Here is a 23,061-nt window from a genome sequence, read left to right on the forward strand (position 1 = left end):
CAAGTTAATAGGATTTTCCTGCGATTTCTTTGTTTTTAAATAAAATAATCAGATTTTTTTCGAAAATCCTTTTTGTTGTTCTTTAATTTTTCTACTGCAGCCACCAGGGTTTAGAATTGATATTATCGTTTCCTCCGTACTGAGTGGTAAGTGCAGCTTTTAAATTTGTACTGTTATAATTGTACTCCGACTGCGGATACCTGAATCTGAAAGGTGCCGGAACTCCCGATTTTAAAGGATAATTAGGGTAACCTGTTCTCAGGTAATCATAATAAGAAGTCCATTGTGACTGGTGGAACATGGTCATGTATTTCTGAGTCATAATTTTCTCCAGCTGAGTCTGTAATGGTGCTGAATTATCAAATACCACCAAAGGTGTAGCCAGATATTGGTTCACATCAAATCCTGTGAAATATTGTCCCGGGTTTTTAACATACGTTTGATAAAATGTGAAACTTGCTTTAATTCCGTTGTCATAATGCGTTTTTGCAGATCCTGAAATCCATCCTCTGGCAGCTGCTTCGGCAAGGATAAATTCAAGCTCCGGATAACTTAAAATTGAAGAAGGTTCATTCGTAGGATCTTTGTAGAAACGGTCATTTACCTTAGAAATATTTTTAGCAGTAATCAATGCCGCATTATCAGAATAAGATGACGTAGGATTCCCACCGTTGTAGCCACTGAAATCTGTGATGGCTTTTCCGGCTTCCTTGGCTCCTGTGGTCTGGGCAGCAAAGGTAAATAATCTAGGATCGTTTCGGTCTTTAAATAAGTTGATGAAATAATCAGCCATATATAAACTTGATCCGTATCCGCTGTTATTAAACATCGTGTACCTGCTGTCGGCAGCATCGGCAAATTTAAGTTCTCCGTTGTCTGAAATGGAAGTCATTAACGGTTGGCTTCCGGCAATAGATGCAAATTCTGTGGCAATGGTATAATTTCCCACACTTGTTTTTTTAGATAAAGTAATCAACACTTTCAGGCGGAATGAATTGATCAGTTTTTTCCATTTTGAAGCATCACCGTTGAAAATAATATCCCCTTCAATTTTATCGTTGGTATTGATAAGATCGTTGGCTTCCTTCAATTCTGATAAAATTCCGGACATAATGGCTTCCTGACTGTCGTACTTAGCTTGTGTAATGCCGGATTCTCCCTTTACCGCTTCGGAATATGGAGCGCTCCCTACTTTTAAACTTATCGTAAAGAAATGGTAAGCTCTTAACAACTTACCGATAGCTATATAGTTTTTATTATTTCTTTTTTCGGCCTCCTGCATCATTTTTACAGTATTCAGAAGTTCTCTGGTATACACTTCAAAGGAAGCATCATTCCACTTCATGTACTGGTACTTATTTTCCCCGTCGGTACCGATCATCATTCTAGAAGCATACATATTATCCGCATCTACCTGGAATGTATATTTTGAAACATAAGTCAGCAGATATTTAGGATCAATACTAGCCTGATCGTTAGGGTTTTCATTGATTTTATCAAGGTTGGATTCACATGAAGTCAATGCCAACACTCCTGCTGTAAATAATGCTGTGATGAGTCTTTTTGTTTTTTTGCCTTTCTGTCCTTCTGTGTTGAATATATTATTTTTCATTGTAATATCGACTGTTAAATTAAAACTTAAGATTAAATCCGATTCCGAACCATCTGCTGGAAGGATCCTGAATATCATTGGTCGTATCCCCCGTTCTTCCTGATCTGATCTGGAAATCCGGGTCAGAATAAAGGTTTTTCGATTTTTTCCACATCGCAAGGTTGTAGGCTGAAATATTGGCTGTAAAGCTTTTCACCATTCCTTTAGGATTCAATAAGTAGGAGAAGTCATATTCCAGTACTACCGATCTTAATTTGATGAAAGTTCTGTCGAATACATTTGCAAATTCTTCACTTTCATTTTGTGTTACTCTGGCCTGATACGGATAGTTCTGTGCCCAGTCCTGGAAGCTTATGGCCTTGGTATGCTGGGTATATTGCCCCGTTGCGGCGTTATAATTTACCCCATCCGGCACGAAATAATACGTTCCAGGATTAGCATACTCAAGATCTCTGTAGGCCACGGAATTCGGATGTTTTCCTCCCCACCACATTTTTTCAACGACCTGAGATCTCATGATCCCGCCAATACTTCCGTCGATTCCGATATTTAGGGTTAATTTTCTGTATTTGAATGAGTTGTTGATTCCAAAAGTCCAGTCAGGATTAAAATGACCTAAGTTTGTTTGTGTATTTGCTCTTGTCGGCATTCCTGTATTGGCATCCAGGATAACTTTTCCGTCTGGAGATTTTTGCCATTCATAATCATAATAGCTGTCCATTCTTTCCCCCAACTTGATGTTGTTGTAGTTCGGCATATTGTTATAAATAGAAGTCAGCTTTTGCTCAAATGTACTCCAGTTGATCAATGTTTTCCACGTAAAATCAGTTGTTTTTACAGGAACCAGACCAAGAGAGATTTCAAATCCTTTTGTCGTGTACTCGTTACCGTTTACATATTGAGAGATAAAACCGGATGATTCCGCACTCGGAAATTGCAGAATGTTGTTATAATCTAAAGTTCTGAAATAGGTAGCATCCAGAGTAATTCTGTTGTTCAGGAAACCTGCACTCAGCCCCAGTTCATAAGATTTTGTCTGCTCCGGTTTTAAAGAGTTTTCTACATTAAGGATCGTTGGATAATAAAATGTGGGATTACCGTTAAAAGTAATTCCTTTATTGTTCAGATAATAATTTCTGATGGAATATGGCTGGAAGTCATAAGCCACTTTTGCCCATGACGCGGATACCTTCAGCAAATTAACAGCTTCCGGCATTTTTACCAGATTAGAAATGACAGCACTGATGGATGCAGAAGGGTAGAAGTAAGACCTGTTGGCCTTGGGAAGTGTGGAAGACCAGTCGTTACGTCCTGAGAAGTTGATGAAAAATGCATTGTACAAGCCAATATCGATTGTCGAATAAGCACTGTAGATCAATTTTTCTTTCAGGTATGTATAATTTTTAAGTGCTCCGATAGAATTGTCAAAAGAGTAGAGTTCCGGAACTTTTAAGCCGTCAGTAGATCTTTCATTCTTATTGTTTTTGTAATAGAAGGCAGAACCACCGGCATTGATCGTAAAGTCGAAGTTTTCTGATATTTTCTTTTTATAGGTAGCCAATACATCATAGTTGAGGTTCCATGTCTTGGTATCATTTACAATATATCCGCCACTTCTCGGCGCACTGTAATTGAAATAAGAATAAGGGCTGAATATTTCCTGCTTGTTATGATTTTCGACAATCGAAATCTTTCCTTTCACAGAGAAATCCTGAGTGGCCTTATATTCAAGCCCAGTCTGAGCATTGATGATATTGGTTCTGTTTTGGTTTTTGTAATATTCAGCACCAAACCATGGGTTGTTGTACCATGCATAGTTCCAGTTGGCCTGTTGTCTGCCTTCCTGTCCCGGAACCCACATGTGATTCTTAAGGTCTTTTCCGTTCACATCACCACCCATCCATATCAGGATCGTATACATGTGTCCGCTTGGGTTGTAATCGTAGTTGGGAATATTTGGTGTAAAGGTCTGATTAAAGTTGAATTTGGTATCAAATATAAATTTCTCACCAAAATGGTTTTCAGAAGAGAAATTGACTCCATATTTCTGTAAGTATGAATTGGGAACCCTGTCATCATAATTCATGAAGTTTCCTGATAACCTGTAGACATCTTTATTATTTCTGTAGCTGACCGCAAAATTATTGTTGTTAATAACTGCGGGCTTCATGAATGTCTTTAAATTATCATGATATCTCCAGTCAATAGGGACCCTTTCGTATCTTGATTTGTCGTTATACTGCGTTCCGGAGACAGCACCATACCAGGGAATTGTCTGCCCTGTCACTTTATCTCGTATCGGGCTGTTCCATTGGGCAATTTGCAGACCGGGAACAAATTTTGGTCCCCAGATCATATCTCCGTCATTCACACCACCGTCTGCTCCGTCCCAGAATTCATATTTTCCATGGGAACCGTTTCCGTATTCGGTCTGTGTTTTCGGAAGGTTGGTAAACCCTCCTGTAATCATCGTATTTTGAGAAAATTCTATAGAAAATCCTTTCTTTTTAGCACTTTTAGTTGTGATCAGGATAGCTCCGTATCGGCCTCTTGAGCCGTATAATGCGGAGGCTGTTGCTCCTTTCAGTACGTTGATATTTTCAATATTGTTCGGATCCAGGTTTTGGAAAACTTCTTTTTCTACGATAACACCGTCTATGACAAATACCAGATTTGAGTTTCCTCTTAATGTAAACTGCGGTGCCTGCTGCATTCCTGTCGGATTGGAAACATTCAGACCTGCAACCTGTCCCGAGAAAAGGTTTCCGATGCTCGGAGTGGTGATGGTTTCAAATTGCTTGGTTCCCACTTCCTGTGTAGAATATCCGATTTTTTCTTTCTTTTTGGCAATCCCTAAAGCAGTAATTACCACACCTTCAATTTGCTTTTCATTCGTTTTCTTTAAGACAACTGAATACTGCCTTTTTGAAGAAACCTCCACAGTGTAAACAGAAAATTCAGGAGACATGAATTCAAGGATATCATTCGGATGAGCAGAAATAGTGAAATTTCCATTCTCATCTGTAGTCGCTGTCTTACCGGTATTTTTATCAGTAATGTTTACACCGGAAACACTTGAGCCGTTTTCAGATTTTACATTTCCCGAAATATTGATCTCCTGGGCAGTAAAATAGAGAGGAAGTAAAAAAACGGCAAAAGTAGCTAAAGTTCTCTTCATTTTTTTGAAGGCAAATTTAGCGGGACATTGTTACCAGTATTTTAAGGAGATATTAAAATAAAAATACGATTTAAATATTTTTTAACATACATAATTAACACAATTTTAAAGTGAAAAATATCTTTGGTATAGGTGTTTTTATTTTATTATATGTTTAAATAACTCCACGAATGCATTACTATAAATCTGATTATTTCATATGGATCACTTTATCAAAAGTGTTTTCAGATATAACGGCAAGACCATGATGTCCGATAATCTGCGTGAAGATTATCTTTTTCTGACGTAAAAAGGCGGAAAATTCTTTTGTAACCGCTATAGCCGGCGTGAGATACGAATCGGCAGGCAAAGACAGCAAATCTCCCTGATAGATCAGTTTTTCATCAGGAATATACAAAAATGACATTCCTTTGGCATGGCTGTTGGGAATTTCAAAAAATTCAAGGGTCTTCCGTCCATTTTGTAATCGTTTTTTACCATTAAAAACCATGAAATCTACCTTGCCGTTTTTATAGAGGTTGTTATCGGTATTGGACAGCATAGCTGTAACAGGTTGTTTCATGCTTTCTGTACAGATAATGCTTGCCCCTTCTCTTACAAGCTGGGCAATACCTGCGATATGGTCATTATGGAAATGAGAAAGATGAACATATTTGACAGGAATACCCGGTAAGGTCGTATGTATGATTTCAAGGATTGATTGGGCAGTTGATGAAGATACTGGCGCTTCAGTAAGAACTATATAGGTTCCCATATTGACAAACAGTACATTTCGGTCACCATCTACATTTTCAATCAGGTAAATATCTTTGGCAAGGTTTTTTGCTGAAAGTTTTGGGGATTGCTCGGTAACAGATTTGTACCCCGCCGGAAAATCAAAAACTTTTTTATCAATTCCTTTATTATATCTGAACGAGGTTAATGAGTCGGAGTAAACAAGGGTTCCATTGCGCTCCAGACTGCTTTTCCTGGCTATCATTAATCCGTCAGTGGATGAATAATCGTCAAAGCGTTGGATCAGAGTATCTTGGCCCTGTGTTTTGGATATTTTCTTCAGGAGAAAAGTATTTTTGTCAAACAGATACTCTTCTGTACCTGCTGAGGTCTTTCTGGAAATAATGAAATCTTTTTCTTCTGCAAGTAAAGACTCATCTTTGCTATCCGAAAGTAATTGTTTTAGGATGAAATAGGGAAAAGCATTTAATAAAGCATTCTTTCTGTTATTAAAAGATGATGAGCCCAGATTGATAAGTTCTCTTCCGGTTCTGCTTCCAATTCCGTCATACACATAATAGGTGCTATCCCGTCCTAGTCTGTAAGTATCAAATAAGTAACCGCCGGGATAATGATTTTGGGTATGATGCAGAAAGCGATTTTCTTTCCTGTCAAAACTAAGAAAAAATGAGTCTTTTTCAGGCATAGGATTGCTGAAGTCATATCCCTGCCATTTATCCAGGTTCATTCTTATAGTGGTATATTCAAAATTATCTATCGTTTCCCAATTTCCCAGTGCTTTCATACTTTTTTGAAGGAACAGGGAGGTACTTTGCGCAGAGGTAGCAATTGAAAAGCTTAGACACAATCCGATGATCAATGAAATTTTAGTTTTCATAACACATTTAATTTACTTTTTTTCATTGTGTCTTTAGGCAAATGTAAATAATTTTTATCGTAAATACTTGTAATATTTTGATTTTTGGGACGTTAAGGTTTGGGTTTACATCAAATACCCTTTTTACCTGATATTTATACCAGCTCGAAAATAAAGAATGTTATTATCTGGAAGATTAGAAACGGCTCAGAATTCCCCAATGGATTTTGATGTCATTGAACTTGAAAGGATTTCCAAATTCATTACCGTTTGACAGCTGGAAACTCATCAAACCAATAGGGATAAAGAAATTAAAACCGAGCCCGACGCTATAAAGTTTGGGCTTTACATTAAGAGATTTATTGTTGAGTTGCCCATATTGCCCAAAAAGGTCAAAAAAGGCCTGGCTGCCGATAAGATACCGGTATTCCAGACTGCCGTAATAATAAAAATCGGCGGCGAGAGAGTTTTCATTGAAGCCCCGCATAGAATTCCAGCCTCCGAAACGGTATAATTCGTTGGCGGAAAATTCCATTTTAGAATCCATCAGGGCACCTTCACCTTTGATGTTAAGGAAATGATTACCTGAAATATGATAGTTGTGCTCCCCGAAGAAATAGAACTGGTTTTGTCTTGATTTGATATTGTCTTTTGTATAGGTTGTTGTTAAAAAATCGTAGCCGACATTGATCTTTGTTTTATACATAAACAAATCAATATCCGTAGGTTCCGTCATCTGATACCAGATTCCGATCCCTCTTTTGTTGTAATCTTTTCCCGCTGCATACAGAGAATCCATAATCGTAGAAGTTTCCAACGTAGCTCTGAAACCTATTTTGTTTCTGTTGTTGATATGATAGTAAAACGCAGGAAGGAATTTTACATTGGCGAATGTTGAATCCTGCCTGTAAATATTCACTTTGGCATTCATCCCGACATTCGATTTGAAAAGATAGGGAATGTCCACCTGAAGGTCGAACGTCTGCCCTCTGTCGGGGTTTCTCTGCCAATATAAGCTGATCGCTTCAAAACCATTGAACATATTCCGGAAATTGACATTCATCGTCCCGTTTAAGGTAAATTTATCCTTTTTATCATTTCCAAAGCCGATTACCCCGTCAAAAGTATTGGTCTTCTTCTTTTCCAAAAACAGATAAATATTGGTAGAATCTTTGGTGAAAAGTGTTTGTGGTTGCCTTTCCAGGGTCAGGAACGGGTGACTCTGGAAGTTTTTGTTGATGGCCAGAAGGTTTTTATCATCGTAGGTTTTCCCTTTAAACTCCTTTTCCAGATTTTTGATAAATCTTTTGGGAACTTTTTCGTAACCTTTTACTACAAATCCGTCGATCGTTCTTTTATCATTTTTATTGATGTCCAGTTCTACGATAGGGAAACCGTTTTTCTGACCTTTGTATTTGGATTTGATTCTGCTGAAAGAATATCCGTCATCAATATAAAACTTGTTGATACTTTTCTTCGTAGAGTCCAGATTTTTGGTGAAAAAGTCTTTCTGAATTTTTAACTTTTGAACGATATCCTGTGATAGATCCACATACGTCTGATTAAAATTTTTCCCTTTATCAAAAAATATTTCCGTGCTGTCACCTTTTACTCTTACGTCCTTCAGTTGAGTAAAGAAATAATTATTCTGAGCCAGAGAGTCAAGAAACTTTACCGCAGATGTAGAGTCTTTTACTTTTTTTCTGACTTTGGTTTCCGTGTCAATCAGCCAATACTGTTTTTTCTGCGCTTGTACAAAAACGCAGAAGACAACAAAAAATATTTTCAGAAATAATTTCAATGCTAATTTTATTTAAATCATTAAGAATGAACTGGCATCGTGATCAATCATTCTCAGCTTAACGGTGAAGCCATTTTTGTCTTAATGGTTTAAATACAGTTAATAATTTTTTTAAATAACTGAAACTAGTCCAGTTTATTATATTTCTTCATTAAATTCTCATACATTCCCTGTGGAAGAATCCATTTCAAAGGAACTCCGATTTTCTGCCCGAATTTACCAAAATAATAATGAGCTTTCCATGTATTTTTTGACAGAAGCTTTTCAATATAGGCCGCTACTTCTCCAGGATCAGTTCCATCATCTACATGTGAGTTCATAAGGGAATATACTTTGTTGAAAACACTTTTATAAGGTTCAGAAACCTGAGCGATTACTCTGTTTTCTGCGATGTTGGTTTTAATATCTCCTAAATGAAGTGAGCAAACCTCAATATTCCATGGGTATACTTCATACCTCATCGCTTCAGTGACTTTATCTAGCGCTGATTTTGAAGCCGAATAAAATCCCCGGAAAGGCAATCCCATTTCACTTCCGATACTGGAAATATTAATGATCTTACCGAATTTATGTTCACGCATGGTTGGCATGACCGCGCTCATCATCTGAACGGAACCTGCCAGATTCAGGCTGAATAGCTTTAAAATATCTTCTTTGGTAGAATCTTCCACTGCACCCACCATACCCATTCCGGCATTGTTGATCAGAACGTCAATTCTGCTCTCTGTTTGCAGAACTTCTGCGATCGCATTTTGTACAGCAGTATTGTCGGTAACATCTGTCGGGATAGATTTGAAATACTGGCTGTCCGTATGTTTTCTGCTTAAGCCATATACCTGGTGTCCTTTTTTACCAAAATATTCGGCCAGTGCAAATCCGATCCCTGATGAGGTTCCTGTAATGATAATGGTCATTTAATCTGTATGATTTTAATTTCAGCAAATGTAAAAAAAGAAAAATGAACTCTGTTATTTATTATATCTGAAAATGATTCAATCCAATATGTATACGTTTCACTATTCACGAAGGTATTGTTATGGCCGGTTTCAAAAATAGTGTAAAGATAAAAGCTTGATAAAAACAGGGAAGTATTGATGATGTGGCAGAACGGGACCGTGTTTTTTATTATACTATTTCTGTTTCAAACTTAAAATAAACTTAACATACAACAAAAGGTCTGATTAAAACAGAATTACTACTTTATCTGTTTATTGTGCTGGAAAACAGTGTTTTAATTTATTGCGTTGAGAGGCTTTGTTCGAACAAAGCTAAAATTTCTTAATAAAAACATAAGAAAATCTTAATGAAGTCCGGGGAGAGGCTGTTCTAATTTTGCATCTAATTAAAAAGGATGTCATGAATGTATTTAAAGTCCCGGTTTCAGTAAGTTATCTCACTGGCAGGGTATTACTTATTGGTGCAATATCAGCTTCACCGATGTTCCTCTCACAAAAAAACGACAGTATTAAAGAAAAATCCATCGATGAGGTTGTCGTTGTTGGATACGGAACCCAGAAAAAAAGTAAGGTATCCGGTGCTGTGGCAGAGGCTTCATTGGATAAGCTCAGTTCAAGATCTTTATCAGGAGTAGGAGAAGTCCTTCAGGGAAAAGCTCCTGGTGTAACGGTCGTCAACGAAGGAGGAGATCCTAACGGGGTACCCAAAGTGAATATCCGTGGTCTCGGTGGAGTAAATGGAGAAACTCCGTTGTACGTAGTGGATGGTGTTGTTTTCAACGGAACACCCAATATTAATCCAAATGATATTCAGGATATCTCTATACTTAAAGATGCCTCAGCAGCGATCTACGGAGCAAGGTCTTCAGGTGGTGTTATCCTTATTACTACAAAAAGAGGTAAGAAAGGAGCGTTAACGGTAGATTTTGATGTTAAATACGGAATTAATCAAGCCTGGAGATTAAAGGAATCTTTGAATGCAGCAGAATTCCAGAATGTAATGCGCCAGGCTTATGAAAATGCCGGAAAACTGAGCAGCCTTCCGATGGCCTTCAACGCAAATAAATATACTGACGGAGGAATCACCAGAACCAATTGGATGAATGAGATTTTCCGTACGGGAACGATCCAGGAATACAATGTCAATCTGAGCGGAGGAAGTGAAAAATCCAGATTTTTTGTAGGAATGAACCACAGGAATCTTGAAGGTATCCTTTTAAATACTCAGGCAAAACGATATAACTTCAGAGTCAATTCCGAACATAAAGTAAAAGACTGGTTCACGATTGGTGAAAATATGTATTACAGTTACTCTGACGGCAATACGGCAAACACGAAGAATGGGTATACAGGTGCACTAGTTGCTGCCATGTATTATCCGCCCAACGTTTCCGTATACACTCCTACAGGTGCGTTTTCCGGTCTTCCAATCGATGTGGCCGGTGGATACGGAGATATGATCAATCCTGTTGCTTACCTTAAAAGGATCAGCATTCAGAATCCTACCCATGAGATACTGATCAATCCTTACATAGAAGTTTCCTTAGCAAAAGATTTAAAGTTCCGTTCCAATTTTTCCCAGACATTTAAACTGGGAAATATCAAGGAATTTACTTCCAGAGTGCTGGAGGTTGGAAAAATATTTGATACCAATAGCCTGGAATATCAATCCAACAATATATCCACTTCTCTTGCCGAGCAGCTTCTTACTTATAAATTTTCGCTGGGTAAACATAATTTTGACGCTCTCGCAGGATTCACTTTCCAGAAAACAACTGAAGATGGCTTCAGGGCAAAAGCCTTTGATTTCAGAAGTGAAGCCGAAGTTTTCAGATATCTTCAAAATGCGGCAGATACCAACAAGGAAGTATATAGTTATAAATACAGACAGGCACTGACGTCTTACCTGGCAAGAGTTAATTATGACTACGCAGGAAAATATATCATCAGTTTGCTGGGAAGAAGAGACGGTACCTCCTTGGTAGCAAAACAAAACCACTTTGCCAATTACTATTCCGTTTCTGGAGGATGGGTGGCCTCCAAAGAGAATTTTATGAACGAAATTTCCTGGCTTTCCAATCTTAAGCTAAGGGGAAGCTATGGGATCTTGGGAAACCTTGGTGGTGTTTCTTTCCAGGCAGTAAATCCACTGATGATAAGAGATAACAATATTATTTTCGGGCAGGATCCGACGCAGAATATTGCTTACTATGCGACCACAAAACCTAATCGGGATTTGAAATGGGGTAAATCCGAGCAGACGAACTTCGGAGTGGATGCTTCTTTCTTCCATAACAGTCTTTCCCTTCAATTCGATTATTTTGTTAAAAAATCCACACATCAGATCTTCAATGTTAACCTTTCAAGTACGGAACTGTATATTGACCGATATCTCAATGCCGGATTGTTTCAGGATAAGGGATATGAATTGGGAATCAATTATAACGGCAAAAGCAAAGGAGATTTTACTTACTCAATCGGGGCAACTATTAGTCAACTAAAAAATACGGTGAAACAATTGGCTGGTGTAGACGAGATCTTTGTGAGCAGTAATAATGTGAGAGGAGTCTTGAAACCGACCCGTATAAAAGTGGGCGAACCTCTTTACTCATACTATGGCTACAGAACTGGCGGAATTTTTCAGACCCAGGCAGAAATAGACAATTATAAGGATGCCAATGGTAACCTTATTCAGCCCAATGCGAAGCCGGGAGATATTAAATTCCTGAAAAAAGACGGAAATACCGGAACATTAAATAATAATGATTTCGTAAACCTGGGGAACCCTTATCCTAAATTTTCTTACGGATTGTCCTACAATATGACATGGAAGAATTTTGACCTCAACCTATTCTTCCAGGGAGTCTATGGAAATAAAATATTCAACGGATTGAAATTTATTTCACTAAACCCGGGTGGAACAGGGCAGAATTATAATATGGACAGAGATATCCTGAACGCATGGACGCCTCAGAATACCAACACCAATATTCCAAGACTGATGCAGGGGGATCCGGGTGGTAACTACTCTAAAGTATCGGATTTTTATGTGGAAGACGGTTCTTATTTAAGATTAAAAAACCTTACAGTAGGATACTCGCTCCCGGGAGAACTTTACAAAAAACTGGATGTGAATAAAATCAGAGTGTACGTTACCAGCAATAACCTGTTTACCATTACCAAATATACAGGCTTCGATCCTGAGGTGGGAATGGAAACCTATGGCGTTGACACCGGAAGATATCCGCAGGCCCGTTCATTTATTTTCGGACTTGAAGTCGGGTTTTAATCTAAAACAATTTAAAAAGTAAAAAGATGAAAATTTTCAATAGAATATTAATAATAACAGGGCTATCTGCATCATTGTTATCTTGTACCAACGAATTGGATATACAGCCGGAAGGAACTCCAACAGAAGCCAGTTTCTGGAAAACTGAAAATGACCTGATTACCGGAGCCAATGCAATGTACAAGCCACTTTCAGACAGTGAGTTTTACGGAAGAGGTTTTTTCTGGTTCATCAATGCCAGCGATGATATGGTAACGGGTAGATCAAAAAGTGAAGCGGATAATGTGAAGAATTTCAGCAGCAATTATATTGCTGCCGGAGATCTGGAAACCCAGTGGAACAAGAGATATACAGTAATTGGAGTGGCGAACCGCGTTATCCGTAATGTTAATAATATCCAGGCATCACAGGCGGTTAAAAATAAATACTTGGGAGAAGCGCTGTTTATGAGCAGCAGAATGTACTTTGAATTAGCATACAGCTACGGAAATGAAAAAGCAGGTATTCCCATTGTAGACCGTACCAAAGAGCCGGACGGTCCGACTCCAAGAGCAGCCAATGTGATGGAAAACTACAAATTCATTGTTGAAGACCTTAAAAAAGCAGCGGAATTACTGCCAAGCCAGGCAGAGCTTCCGGCCAAAGATTACGGGAGACCTCATAAGGCTGCAGCATGGGCACTTTTGGCAAAAGTATATTTATTCATGAAAGACTGGCAGAATGCAGCCTTTTGGGCGAATGAGGTCATGACTAAAGGCAATAGAAACCTACTGAACAATTATGCAGATGTTTTCAAAGCCGAAAATAATTACAGTTCAGAATATATCTGGTCAGTTCCAAGTACTCCTAAATTTAACTCTGTGGGAAGTATCCTTCCTGGAGTTATGCTTGAGAACAAAGGTTGGGGAGAATATAACGGATGGGGGTATTTCCAGCCCACGAAAGAACTATATGATGAGTATGAAGCCGGAGACCTCAGAAGAAATACAACCGTTCTGAAACTTGGAGATAAGTTTACATTTAACGGAACAGAAAGAACATATGCTTCTTCCAACTCGCTCACAGGATATCAGTTCAATAAATATATGGATGCCTTCAAATATCCATTGAGCAGCGGCCACGTGAGTGCCAACGGAGATTATCCTTGTACAGATCTTGCTGTTCCGATTATGCGTTATGCAGAGGTGATTCTTATCAAAGCTGAAGCCTTGCTGATGTCCGGAGGAAATGCGGATCAGGAGATCAATATGATCAGAACCCGCGCAGGCCTGGCTCCAAAGACCGGCTGTACAATGCCAGATCTGAAGCACGAAAGACGTTGTGAACTGGCAGGCGAGTGGGCAGACCGTCACAGAGACCTTGTACGTTGGGGGGATGCTCAGGCTACCTATGCAAAACCTTTACATGGGATCAACGGACAGGTGGTATGGGCTACCAGAAATTTTAATCCTTCCGTACATAATGTTTGGGCGGTGCCGCAAGCAGAGATTGTAAACAGCTACGGAATCATTAAACAAAACGAAGGTTGGTAAAAAATCAGCCCAATATATTACCCTCTATATCATTGCAGAATCTCTGCAATGATATAGTTTTTTACACGTACGATAAAGCATTTGCCCAAACATTTTATCAGCGCGACCAAGACCATAAAAATAAACGAATGAAATTATCAAAAATACTAGCGGTAATGGCCTTAGCCGTTTTTACTGAAAGTCAGGCTCAGAATTATTTGAATTACAATGTAGGAAATGCTCACTCCCACAACGACTATATGCAGGAAATTCCTTTCTGGCAGGCATATTATGCTAATTTTGGATCTGTTGAAGCAGATGTTTTCCTGGTAAAAGGAAAGCTTTGGGTAGCCCATACCGAAAAGGAACTTTCACCAGATAGAACCCTGGAAAGTCTTTATCTTGACAATATTTCAAAACAGATTAAACTGAACAAAGGAAGTATATATGCTGATAAGACTAAAAAACTGCAATTACTGATTGATATCAAACAGGATTATAAATCATCGTTGACAGCTTTGGTCGCAACTTTAAAGAAGTATCCTGAAATTACAGGAAATTCAGGAGTTAAAATGGTGATTACAGGAGGAAGGCCGCAACCCGGTGATTTTAGAAATTATCCCAGCTATCTGTATTTTGATGGCGATCTTGATAAAAACTATACCACTGACGAGTTGAAAAGAATAGGAATGTTCAGTGCCGATTTACCCGGATTAGTGAAATGGAACGGAAAAGGGATTCCGAGAGATGAAGAAACGGCAAAAATAAAAGCAGCTGTTGAGCGGGCCCATACACAGCAGAAACCGATGCGGTTTTACGGAGCCCCGGATTTTCCCAATGCGTGGGTAAACCTAATGGATATGGGAGCAGACTACATCAATACAGACCATATTCCGGATCTCAAAAAATTCATGAATACAATTCCGAAGAATTTCTACAAGAATACGAAGGAATATACGACCTATACTCCCACTTATAAGACTGATGGAGTAGGCAAAAAAGTGAAGAATGTAATTCTGCTGATTCCGGACGGTACCTCTTTGCCGCAATATTATGCAGCCTTCACGGCAAATAAAGGAAAACTGAATGTATTTAATATGAAATCAACAGGTTGGTCTAAAACCAATTCGTCGAATGCATACATTACAGATTCCGCACCGGGTTCCACCGCATTTGCAACCGGAGTGAAAACCAAAAATACATTTGTAGGAGTTGATAACGCCGGGAAAGCTTTAGCACAAATCCCCGATATTATTGCGGCTAAAGGAATGGTTTCAGGGCTGATCTCAACTGGGGATGTGACAGATGCCACGCCTGCAGATTTTTATGCGCATTCGGACAACAGAAACAGTTCAGAACCTATCCTGAAAGATTTTGCCACTTCCAAAACAAAAATCCTGATCGGAGGGCCTACCAGCGGATTAACCCCGGAAGCAGAACAGAAATTGAAGGAAGCCAAAGTAGATCTCTACCGTGATCTGAAATCAGTGGAAAAAATAAATAACCGTACCCTGATCATTGATCCTTTAGCATCACAAAGAATCAGCAATGGGAGAGGGAACTGGCTGTCCGACGCTTTTGATCTTACGCTTAATGATCTTAAATCAAATAAAAAAGGTTTTTTTATGATGATAGAAGCTTCCCAAACTGATGGAGGCGGACACAGCAATAATATAGAGCAACTGGTTACCGAATTATTAGACTTCGATCATGTCGTAGGAAAAGCCATGAAATTTGCCGATGAAAATAAGGAAACACTGGTCATTGTTGTCGGAGATCATGAAACAGGTGGACTAACGCTCCTTGACGGAAGTCTGAAGGAAGGTTGGGTATTTGGAAATTTCAGTACCAATGACCATACTTCAATTCCTTCGAGTGTTTTTGCGTATGGGCCGAATTCTAAAGAATTTACAGGATTATTTGAGAATACAGAAATCTTTAATAAAATTCTTGCCGCTTACGGGATTGAGAAATAATTTATCAAGTAATTTAAAGTGGATAAAAAATAGGTAGCTCTTTACTAAGAGTTATATTCTACTTTAATCAATTACGTTTTTAAATTTGCATTCAATGGTTTTGTAAACCACTGATAACACAGGCTGCCTCAGCAATAAGGCAGCCTGTGTTTGAAAATATCTGGCGATTAAATAACTTAGAAATTGGTTTTTACAATCAGTTCGGATAATTCTGCATTCACAAAATCAATAGGCATTACTCCAAAAGATCCTTTTGTATTATTCTGAAAGAATGTTTTAAGCCTTGGATTTATATTATTCGAAACCGTAGGAATACTAGGAATACCAAAGACCCCCGGTTTATACCCGCTCGTGAAATTGATATAAAGTTTGTTGCTGCTGTCGTTTTTAGCCTCATTCAGTAATGCGGAGATTCCGTTCCACTTATCGTCATTATTTGTTACTTTATAATAATCCTGAACCCTTAATGCAGCTCCCGGATTGTTGATGTCAAATGTTGTGTTATCTGCCCACGACGTAGCACTGATTCCTTTGGCTGTTTCAGCAGAGAATCTTCTTAGCAATCTTATTTTTCCCCTTACCTCTCCAAGCGTTGGAATATTCGTTCCAAGGTTCCATTTTGATTCATTTTTCTGAACATAAGAATCAAAGGTCTTTTCAAAAGTTCTGGTGTTATTAGACGGCTCATGTTCTTCTTTTACAGACATGATGATGGTTTCCGACGGATGGCTGTTTAAAAAAGCATAGCAGGCATTAAGTACATCATCAAAATTTAACTTCTGATAAATAGCTCCGTGATGAATGGTAAAAGAATTGTCAATATGTCTGCAACGGATATCGAGAAAACGTACTCCGGCATTCAGTTGTTCTGCAATGCTGAGGTCTTGTGTTTTCGCTGTACCTGATACAACCGGGGCGTCAATACGTGCTCCTGAATCATGTGTTCCTGGAATTGAAATTTTTGAAATAGAAATATTATCCTGGAGACCGGCCATCCAGCTGTTCATCTCAAGAGGAAGTAAAGACGCTTTTCCTGTAAGTTTTGCGGAAGATGCCAGAACAGTTTCATGAGAGTCTCTTTCAGTGATACTGTCATTTGAACAGGAAAAGAATACGGTAGCGGTAGCAATACCCAATGTAATGGACGTAAAACGTCTCATGTTTAATTTGAACATAGTTTTTTCATATTTTTATTGTAACCTAAAAATAAGAATATATCAAATTACGAGGAGTTAATTTAATTTTAAAAGATAATTAAGTTGTTGAAAATAATGGATTGGGAGCCGGCAGCAAAAAAAATTATTTTTACTCTCTTAAGAAGTATTCTTAAAAAAAATGAAAATTTAAAATAAGGATGCAAAGCACTTTCAGCCCCAATCTTCCGGCTTTTCTTCTTAAAAAACAAAATCCTCCTTTGAACCGGGAATTCTGAATGTATGTTCACCGATTTTGAAATCATTCATTTTGATAAGTGCCTGAAACTTGTGGTTAAACTCTTTATACCCGTCGGGTAATACTTTTGTTTGTTCATCACAGGAAGAATATTTTTTGTCAATCACTACTTTTCCGGTTGAAAAGTTGATGACATTTATAAATTTAAAATCACAGGTATCTTCAAACGTATCCTCAGAACCAATCAGGTAAAAATCGCCCTCCTGGAATCTGAAAGTATGCTTATAGCTTTGAGTATGCCGGGAATTGGTGGAATACTCCTCTTCAATAATAAGACAATTGTTTTTTACGGAAAGTGCAAGCCTGTTATATTCAGGAGAAAAGCCTGTATCGCCGGATAAAAGGAAAGTAGAATTTTCTTTCCAGACCTTAAGATGATTGTTTTCATTTTTCAAAATATAAAACATCCGCAGCTTATCTATCCGGTTTGAAGAGCCTTCGTGTTCTGATGCTTTTATATTCGTATCAAATGCGAGAATTATTTCGTCTCTGCCATCTTTATCGAGATCTCCCTTTGCTTCCGCCACCTTGATATATCCTGTCGGTACCGAAAAATCTGGGATACTTTGGGCATAAAAACCTGTCAGTGACAAGAAACAGAGAAAAGAAAAAAGAGACTTCATGAAACAGTATGTAGTAAACGGGATAATTTACATCAGATGTATAAGTTCATTTCAAATTATCCCGTTTTTACGTTGTAATATTAATTCGTCAAGATGCCGGCAAGATCTCTCCAGAACATCGGATAAGATTTTTCCACAACATCTTCCTCTTCGATATTCAGTTCTTTGATCAGGCAGAAAGGCGCAAAACTCATAGCCATTCTGTGATCCTGATAGGTCCTGATGGAAATATTATCCTGCGGTTCCCCGAAACTGATCGACTTGATTGTAAGGTCTGTGATTTCTGTTTCAGTACCCAGTTTTTGTAATTCATGGTATAGAGCAAGAAGCCTGTCCGTTTCTTTTACTCTTAAGGTTCCCAATCCTGAGATCTCAAAAGGAATTTGTAAAGCAGAGGCCGTTACACATAGCGTTTGGGCAATATCCGGACAGTTGTTCATATCCAGGATGATTTTTTCAGGAAAAGAAAAATTCTGTTGAGGTTCTAATGTAATTTTATGCTCATCCTCTGAGAAAATAGTCTTAATTCCAAAGAAATCCTCATATATTTTTGAAATCGCAGAATCTCCCTGCGTAGATTCTTTATAAAAACTTTTCAGGTGAAGGGTTTCCCTTCCAAGAGCACAGATCGAGTAGAAGTAAGAAGCAGAGCTCCAGTCACTTTCCACTTCGTAAGAATCTGTTGAAGGCTGATCGTCGGGATTGAAAGGTTCCACTCTGATAGTATTGCCTGTAAAACTGTTTCTGATTCCGAATTTAGTCAAAATATCAAGTGTCATTTCAATATAAGACCTTGAAGTTACGTCACCCACAAGATTGATTTCCAGTCCGTTTTCAAGCTTTCCGGCAATAAGCAGGAGAGATGTGATAAACTGGCTTGATATATTAGCAGGAACATTCACTGAAGTCTGACTGATCTTTTTTCCGGTGATTTTTAAAGGGGGAAATCCATCATTTTCAAGGTACTCGATGTCAACTCCAAGATCTCTCAGGGCATTCACCAGATTTTTAATCGGTCTTTCCTTCATTCTCTTGGAACCTGTAAGAATCGTTGTTTTTCCTTCCTGAATAGAATAATAGGAAGTCAGAAAACGCATAGCAGTTCCCGCGTGATGGATGTCTACAGTTTCTGAATTTTCAGACAATGCTTTTTTCAGTAACTGTGTATCCTGAGAATTAGACAAATTCCCGATTTTTATATTGCTAAACAGACTTTCCAGAATCAATAAACGATTCGAAATACTCTTCGAACCGCTGATCTGTACTGTTTTATTTCCTAGTAGTGTTGATTTTTCTAGCTTCATTATTTCTTTAGATTTCAGATTTCAGACATCGGATTCCAGACGGGCATGGTCTATAATCAGCAATGTAATCTCTCCTTCAATTTTATTACTCTCTTAAGATCCAGTGTTTTTAAATATCAGATTACAAACTGTCACAGCCTGAGGTCTGATCTCTAACATCTGAAGTCTCTACTTCAATTTTTCATTATTCTGATGACGATCTTTATCGCGATCAGTTTTTATTTTCATTTTCCTGTCAAAAGCTTCCTGGAGATTGACTCCCGTTTGATTGGCTAGGCATAATGTTACAAAAAGCACATCTGCCAGTTCTTCTCCCAGATCCTTGTTTTTGTCACTTTCTTTCTCACTTTGCTCACCATATCTTCTGGCAATGATTCTTGCGACTTCACCTACTTCTTCAGTCAGCATGGCCATATTGGTGAGTTCATTAAAATATCTTACGCCGATGGTTTTGATCCACTCATCGACCTGTTGCTGTAATTGTGTAATTTCCATTATTGATAAGCTCCCAGCGTAGGATTGGTTGTTCTGGATACATTTACGATATCAGCAGGCACTGTTCCTGCTACCGCTACATTTCCTTTTCCTTTGGCCGGAGAAGTTGATTTTAGTCTTAGATTCATTTTAGCCATGAAATAATTGACAAACTGAGGATCTTCATTTTTAATACTCTGCACTACATTCTGACTGTTGTCAAAAGTATATCCGGATTCAGATTTTCCAGAGTATTTAATCAGGCAGTTCTGGATTAAAAATTCGAATTGCTGTCCGGAAGTAGGCTCAACCTGCACTGAGTTATCCCGGTCAGAATACACAATACTATTTTTGATACTCAATTGCTGTAAAGCTCCCTGTTCTATCTGGCCAGCATCATTTTTCCATTCATTGGTGGCAAAAATTCCATTTCTGTCAAACTGGCTCATCGATTTGGAATAATTGGCAATCGTTGCATGAGTGTAGCTGTGATTTCCTCCTCTGAATATCCCGATACATGAAAGCCCACAGTTATTCATCACCAAATTATTAGCTCTCACTGTAGATCCCACCGCATAGATTCCGTAATCCAGGAAGGTGTGGATGAACGAATTGGTAATGGTAGCCGTTGTCTGCTTCATTTCCAGCCCTTTTATACCTCCGAAAAGCCTTGCATGGTTCATATTAAGGATAGAGTTGGGCTCCATTTTAATAGAATTCCAGTTTTTGGGAACCGTATCATATTTAGTGTCATTCCGGTCTCCACGAATGATAACCTGTTGATCCATGGTTCCGTTGATATTTAAAACACCTCCTGAAGCGACCTTCATCCCACTGTTTTTGTGGAAATATATTTTTGTTCCGGGATCTACATCCAATGTAACATTAGGATTGACGGTAAGATTTCCGTAGATGATTTTAGCTTTATTATTACTCCAGGTTGTAGAGCTGGTAATGACATTAGGATTGGTAGGCGTCTGAATATAAAATTCTGCATCCTGAACTACCGAAAATAAAGTCACGTGCTGCTGTCCGGCAGGACCGGAAAAAATTACTTTGTCTTCAGCAATAGCTTCAGGCCCCGTAGCCTGTGGAGAAATTTCAACAAAAATATAAAGGCTGTCCTTTTTTCTTAAAGGAACATCTTTAAAATCATATCCAGGCTTTCCGTCTACATTGATTCTATATAATGAGGCTGCTCCCTGCTCAAGGTTTACTCTTGGGATCAGAATATCTTTGTCTTCATTATTATAAACTTTTACCACATAGGTTTCTGAACGTACCTGATGATAGACTGTATCACAAAATACCGTATCTCTTGAAAATCTTAATTGCTGTGAAGGAGCATCAAACGTAATATCATCCTTATTGCATGATACCGTTACAAGAAGTATCCAGAAACAAAAAGCCAGTAATAATTTGAATTTCATTGAAATTAAAGTTTAAGTAAGTTCCAAATTTAACGAAAATACTTTGAATTTCTTATCATTAAAAAAATATTGGATTCTGTATTTGGAATTTAGAAAAAAAGTTGTACTTTTGCAACCTAAAATTAGCAGAGAAATATCCATTACTATTTCGAAAGCAAACTTTAATTTTTTAAAAATAGTATTATGAAAAACGGAATCCACCCAGAAAATTATAGACTTGTTGTTTTCAAAGATATGAGTAACGACGAGGTGTTTCTTTGCAAGTCTACTGCAGAAACAAAAGACACTATCGAGTTCGAAGGACAAGAGTATCCTCTAATCAAAATGGAGATCTCTTCAACTTCTCACCCTTTCTACACTGGTAAAGTGAAATTAGTTGACACTGCAGGTAGAGTTGATAAGTTCATGAACAAATACAAAAAATTCGCTAAGTAATTTTTTGTCTACTCAAAATAATAAAGCCTTTCAATCTTTTGGAAGGCTTTTTTTGTTGTATGAAATCTGATTTTTAGGAACTTTATCCCGCTATCCACGCATACTCCTCGCTCCAAACTTTCCTGATCTGTCATCCATCCGTCTATTATCTCTTGTCTTCTATCACAATTTCTCCCATCTTTTTGTATTTTTGTTTTAGATAGAATTAGAAACAACAGCTTTAGCTTTTTGTCTCTGTTTTTTATCTTTTAACCCTAACTTTCAAAAAATGCAATTAGTTTTTTCAGACGCACAATATTGGGAAGATTTTCTTCCGCTTACCTTTACCCGACCTGTTGCAGCCATGCGATGCGGGATCCTGACTTTTTCTGAAAGATGGCAAAAACTTCTCGGAAACACCGAAGCTTCTTATTTTACGGAAATGTATCTTCAGGATAAATTTAATGCTCCTGAAGAAAAAGAAAGTCTTTTTCTCGTTCCGAATTTTCTGCCTTCTGAAACGGTTATTCAGCAGATCAAAGACCTGAAACAGGGAGAGGCGCTGGTGTACGAAGATGAATTGGTAGCGGCAAGAATTAATATGAAAGATTTTTCTTTACATCAGATTGAAAAAATGACTGATATTAAAGAAGAGCTTGTTTTCTTTAAAAAACCTGCAGATCTTTTTACGTATAATCATCATGCAATCAGTTTTGATTTTGATCTGTTGACCATGGGAAGAACATCACAGGAATTATCTTCAACAAATGGTTTCCTGGGAGATAAAAAAGATCTTTTCATCGAAGAAGGGGCTTCCGTAGAGTTTTCAACGATCAATACAAAAACCGGTAAAATTTATATCGGTAAAAATACAGAAATTATGGAAGGCTGTCACCTTCGGGGGCCAATCGCATTGTGTGATGAATCTAAATTTAATTTAGGTGCTAAGATCTACGGAGCAACTACCGTGGGACCTCACTGTAAAGTAGGAGGAGAAGTCAATAATATAATTATTTTTGGCTATTCAAGTAAAGGGCATGAAGGTTTTGTAGGAAATTCAGTGATCGGAGAGTGGTGTAACTTCGGAGCAGACAGCAACTCTTCCAATATGAAAAATAACTACGGCCATGTAAAATTCTGGAATTACAGAACCAAAGCTTTTGAAGATACCGGATTACAATTTGCAGGGCTGATTATGGGAGACCATTCTAAAACGGCAATCAATACGCAGTTAAATACAGGGACTGTGGTCGGGGTGGCTTCCAATATTTTCAAACCAGGCTTTCCACCCAATCTTGTGGAAAACTTTTCATGGGGTGGATTGAAAGATGATGAAAGGTTCAGGTTGGATAAGGTCTATGAAGTGGCAGAAAGAGCAATGGCAAGAAGAAAAGTGGCTTTAACGGAAGAAGATAAAGCTATTTTGAAGCATGTGTTTGATAACTATTAG

15 protein-coding genes are annotated in these 23,061 nt (G+C 38.1%); 5 read left to right on the forward strand and 10 right to left on the reverse strand.

Annotated elements, in window-relative coordinates:
• Positions 1-91: 91 nt before the first annotated feature.
• From M030_RS0122015 to M030_RS0122035, 5 genes are all read right to left on the reverse strand, one after another.
• Positions 92-1,612 carry a SusD/RagB family nutrient-binding outer membrane lipoprotein gene (locus M030_RS0122015; protein WP_081806367.1) on the reverse strand — a complete coding sequence of 507 codons (1,521 nt, stop codon included), beginning with the start codon at positions 1,610-1,612 and terminating at the stop codon, positions 92-94.
• Positions 1,613-1,631: 19 nt separating this feature from the next.
• Positions 1,632-4,790, reverse strand: a complete 3,159-nt coding sequence (locus tag M030_RS0122020) for a SusC/RagA family TonB-linked outer membrane protein (protein WP_027375386.1) — start codon at positions 4,788-4,790, stop codon at positions 1,632-1,634.
• Positions 4,791-4,980: 190 nt separating this feature from the next.
• Positions 4,981-6,402 carry an MBL fold metallo-hydrolase gene (locus tag M030_RS0122025; protein ID WP_027375387.1) on the reverse strand — a complete coding sequence of 474 codons (1,422 nt, stop codon included), beginning with the start codon at positions 6,400-6,402 and terminating at the stop codon, positions 4,981-4,983.
• Between the two features lie 175 nt (positions 6,403-6,577).
• Positions 6,578-8,182 carry an autotransporter assembly complex protein TamA gene (locus tag M030_RS0122030; RefSeq protein ID WP_051585216.1) on the reverse strand — a complete coding sequence of 535 codons (1,605 nt, stop codon included), beginning with the start codon at positions 8,180-8,182 and terminating at the stop codon, positions 6,578-6,580.
• Between the two features lie 125 nt (positions 8,183-8,307).
• Complete coding sequence (locus M030_RS0122035) at positions 8,308-9,096, reverse strand: SDR family oxidoreductase (RefSeq protein WP_027375389.1); 789 nt, start codon at positions 9,094-9,096, stop codon at positions 8,308-8,310.
• Between the two features lie 442 nt (positions 9,097-9,538).
• On the opposite strand from M030_RS0122035, the gene M030_RS0122040 reads away from it, so the two are divergent.
• The 3 genes from M030_RS0122040 (at position 9,539) to M030_RS0122050 (ending at position 15,914) form a co-directional block, all read left to right on the forward strand.
• Positions 9,539-12,427 carry a SusC/RagA family TonB-linked outer membrane protein gene (locus M030_RS0122040; protein ID WP_027375390.1) on the forward strand — a complete coding sequence of 963 codons (2,889 nt, stop codon included), beginning with the start codon at positions 9,539-9,541 and terminating at the stop codon, positions 12,425-12,427.
• Between the two features lie 26 nt (positions 12,428-12,453).
• Complete coding sequence (locus M030_RS0122045) at positions 12,454-13,959, forward strand: RagB/SusD family nutrient uptake outer membrane protein (protein WP_027375391.1); 1,506 nt, start codon at positions 12,454-12,456, stop codon at positions 13,957-13,959.
• Positions 13,960-14,087: 128 nt separating this feature from the next.
• Positions 14,088-15,914: an alkaline phosphatase gene (locus M030_RS0122050; protein WP_027375392.1), complete on the forward strand. Its 1,827-nt coding sequence runs from the start codon at positions 14,088-14,090 to the stop codon at positions 15,912-15,914.
• Between the two features lie 176 nt (positions 15,915-16,090).
• Here the strand turns inward: M030_RS0122050 and M030_RS0122055 are convergent, their stop codons facing one another.
• The 5 genes from M030_RS0122055 to M030_RS0122080 all read right to left on the reverse strand — a co-directional run bounded on the left by M030_RS0122055 (position 16,091) and on the right by M030_RS0122080 (position 21,197).
• Positions 16,091-17,089 carry a phosphatidylinositol-specific phospholipase C gene (locus M030_RS0122055; RefSeq protein ID WP_228375342.1) on the reverse strand — a complete coding sequence of 333 codons (999 nt, stop codon included), beginning with the start codon at positions 17,087-17,089 and terminating at the stop codon, positions 16,091-16,093.
• Positions 17,090-17,308: 219 nt separating this feature from the next.
• The gene (locus M030_RS0122065) at positions 17,309-17,989 is read right to left on the reverse strand and encodes a hypothetical protein (protein WP_027375394.1); all 681 of its coding nucleotides are present in this window, start codon (positions 17,987-17,989) and stop codon (positions 17,309-17,311) included.
• Positions 17,990-18,069: 80 nt separating this feature from the next.
• Positions 18,070-19,293: a 3-phosphoshikimate 1-carboxyvinyltransferase gene (locus tag M030_RS0122070; RefSeq protein ID WP_027375395.1), complete on the reverse strand. Its 1,224-nt coding sequence runs from the start codon at positions 19,291-19,293 to the stop codon at positions 18,070-18,072.
• Between the two features lie 168 nt (positions 19,294-19,461).
• Complete coding sequence (locus M030_RS0122075; RefSeq protein WP_027375396.1) at positions 19,462-19,788, reverse strand: nucleotide pyrophosphohydrolase; 327 nt, start codon at positions 19,786-19,788, stop codon at positions 19,462-19,464.
• Positions 19,788-21,197, reverse strand: coding sequence for a hypothetical protein (locus M030_RS0122080; RefSeq protein WP_027375397.1), 1,410 nt, complete (start codon positions 21,195-21,197; stop codon positions 19,788-19,790). The genes M030_RS0122075 and M030_RS0122080 overlap by 1 nt, the downstream gene beginning before the upstream one ends.
• A 183-nt stretch (positions 21,198-21,380) precedes the next feature.
• On the opposite strand from M030_RS0122080, the gene M030_RS0122085 reads away from it, so the two are divergent.
• Entirely contained in the window at positions 21,381-21,632 is a 252-nt protein-coding gene (locus M030_RS0122085) for a type B 50S ribosomal protein L31 (protein ID WP_027375398.1), read from the forward strand.
• A gap of 268 nt (positions 21,633-21,900) precedes the next feature.
• Positions 21,901-23,061 carry a GlmU family protein gene (locus M030_RS0122090; RefSeq protein WP_027375399.1) on the forward strand — a complete coding sequence of 387 codons (1,161 nt, stop codon included), beginning with the start codon at positions 21,901-21,903 and terminating at the stop codon, positions 23,059-23,061.

The sequence above is a fragment of the Chryseobacterium sp. UNC8MFCol genome (assembly GCF_000482305.1).
Taxonomy (GTDB): Bacteria; Bacteroidota; Bacteroidia; order Flavobacteriales; family Weeksellaceae; genus Chryseobacterium; species Chryseobacterium indologenes.